This window comes from Vibrio sp. 10N.222.52.C3 (assembly GCF_041474195.1).
In the GTDB taxonomy this organism is placed as follows: domain Bacteria; phylum Pseudomonadota; class Gammaproteobacteria; order Enterobacterales; family Vibrionaceae; genus Vibrio; species Vibrio crassostreae_C.
The window spans coordinates 1-2213 of record NZ_JBFRTQ010000111.1; the positions used below are offsets into that span (position 1 = coordinate 1).

General features: G+C 47.4%; 3 protein-coding genes and 1 pseudogene. All 4 read right to left on the minus strand.

The features are described 5' to 3' along the window. Positions 1–1263: IS66 family transposase (tnpC, locus tag AB4517_RS17050; protein ID WP_372148880.1), on the minus strand; the 1263-nt coding region annotated here is incomplete at its 3' end. A 59-nt stretch (positions 1264–1322) separates the two neighbouring features. Further along, complete coding sequence (gene tnpB / locus AB4517_RS17055) at positions 1323–1676, minus strand: IS66 family insertion sequence element accessory protein TnpB (RefSeq protein WP_017037716.1); 354 nt, start codon at positions 1674–1676, stop codon at positions 1323–1325. After that, entirely contained in the window at positions 1673–1990 is a 318-nt protein-coding gene (gene tnpA, locus AB4517_RS17060; protein ID WP_017068715.1) for an IS66 family insertion sequence element accessory protein TnpA, read from the minus strand. Before tnpA ends, tnpB begins: the two co-directional genes overlap by 4 nt. A gap of 82 nt (positions 1991–2072) precedes the next feature. Then, positions 2073–2213, minus strand: a pseudogene (locus AB4517_RS17065) (ISAs1 family transposase); the annotation flags it as partial.

A 2213-nucleotide genomic window follows, 5' to 3' on the forward strand; every position in this document is an offset into this window, starting at 1 on the left:
TTTAGGCCATTGCCCGAGCGTGTACTTTATTGCTTTGCCTAGTGGGCTAGAGCCTATCACCTTCTGGGTTGTCATCCATTGGTAAAGCTCATCCAGTATCGGCTTGGCAAGCGCTTGACGCTCTGCTTTTCGCTCTTCGGCAGGCGCACCTTTTAAGCGTGATTCTATCCCGTAGAGTTTTTGGATTTTAGCCAGCGCCTTATCAGCCTTGCCCGATTTACCTTTCCCTTGAAGCTTTTTAGCATCCATGAACTTGCGACGAGCATGCGCTAAGCACCCTACCTTGGTGACGTGATGAAGTCCATCATAAGCCGCGTAGCCATCGGTTTGTAGATAACCGTTGTAGTCACCTAAAAAGTCCACGGGACACGCCCTCGCGCGACTGTTTTGATAGTCGTACAAGGCAATATTTTTCACATTCGGCAGTGCCGCTTCGGGTGAGTCAGCGCCTGAGCAGTAGAGCCACATATAACACTGCTTCTCTTCTTTGAGCACATTGAGCGGCGTTTCATCCGCTTGAACCACCACTTGTTGAAGTAGGTGCTCTTTCAAGGCGGCATACAGCGGGGCGAACTTCTCACTGACTTGGATGACCCACCTAGCCATGGTGGTACGTGATAGCTCGATACCCGACTGGGTAAACAGCGATTCTTGACGATAAAGTGGCATCGCGTATTGGTATTTTCCAAGAATGATGTTGGTCAGCAAACTTTCTGTGGCGAAGCTTTTAGGGATGAGGCTCTGAGGGGATGGCTTCTGAACGATTCGGCTGCTGTCGCCTGTTTTCTCGCACTGGCGGCAAGCGTACTTAGGACGAACATATTCCAACACTTTGAGTACCGCTGGCGTGAACTCTAGCTTCTCGCTGCGGTCTTCCCCGATTTTATGCAGGCTATGATTGCAGCAAGCGCACTGCTTTTCATGGTCGTCTATATCAAGTTCGATAACCTCACGAGGCAAGGTCTTAGGCAGAGGTTTACGTTTACCGCGCTTTTTCGTTGTGGTCGTGGTTGTCACCTCAACCTCGTCTTCTTTAACGGCTTCACATTCCGCTTCGTTGAAGAGGTCACCTTGTGATTCATCGTAAGGCTTTAATGCCTCCGAGCGTTTCGCGAACTGACGGTCGAAGGCGAGTTTGAGTTGTTCAAGCAGCGATTGGCGCTCTTGTTTCCACTCATTTTTCTCCGACATCAGAGCAGCTACCATCGCTTGTAGCTCGGCAACATCTTGGCTTTCTGGGTCGATATTTGGCGTCTTTTTCATAGCATTGATTATACTAAAATCGTGCCGTTAACGCTTGGAGAATAAGGCTTTGTTCTCGATTAACTCATTGTAAAATCGTTTATTTTGATGGGTTCGTGGCCGATAATTGTGAAGCCTGAAAGCAGTCTATCAAGCTCAAATTGAGTGAGGGTAAACACCTGATTTTTCTCTTTTGAAGGCCACTTATACTTGGCTTTTTCAAGGCGTTTATACCAGAGGGCGAAGCCTGTTTTATCCCAGTACAACACTTTAATCTTATCGCGCTGTTTATTGGTAAACAGGAACAGCGCACCGCTGCCAAGAGGCAAGTCAGTATCATTTTCGATAATCGCTGCAAGGCCGTTGATGGACTTTCTAAAATCGACGCTTTCACGATAAAGGTAAATGTCTGGAGCGCTGAGCATACCTTTCATGACAACGCTCCAATGAGTTCAGCAAGATAGGTGGCTGGCGTGCCTTGAGGAATGCTCAGCTCCACATCATTGATGAGAAGTGTCATGTTCGCCGTAGCTATCTGGGCCTGATACTTGGTTGTCTTTTCAACGATTTCGGCTTTAACAAATCCGACAGATTCCGATTGGCTTGCTGTTTGGAGTTGACGCCGTTTGGCAAAGAACGTGGATAAACTCAGTCCATGCTCTTCACAAAAAGCGCGTTGGGTAACACTGCTGCTTTCATATTGCTCAAACAGTGATTGCCATTCTAGGTTGGTACGTCGTTTTGCCATTTCAACTCTCCTTTGGGTTGGAGAGTTGATCTTATTCTTCGTGCTGAAGGATTAGAATGCGGTGTTCATGGCACGCTTACGTTTCTTCCGTCAGCAGGTTTAAAGCAATATGCCTTATCACAGCTAAGTTCTCACCAGCTTGCTCTCGACGTATACGACATTCATCTTCTTTAAAGCCAACGTCTAATCGCCAGTGCATCTGATTTTCAATACTCCAATGTGC

Excerpts from the sequence above, each read along its gene's own strand:
- tnpB (WP_017037716.1), bottom strand. The coding sequence starts at position 1,676 with ATGAAAGGTATGCTCAGCGCTCCAGACATTTACCTTTATCGTGAAAGC.
- tnpA (WP_017068715.1), bottom strand. The coding sequence starts at position 1,990 with ATGGCAAAACGACGTACCAACCTAGAATGGCAATCACTGTTTGAGCAA.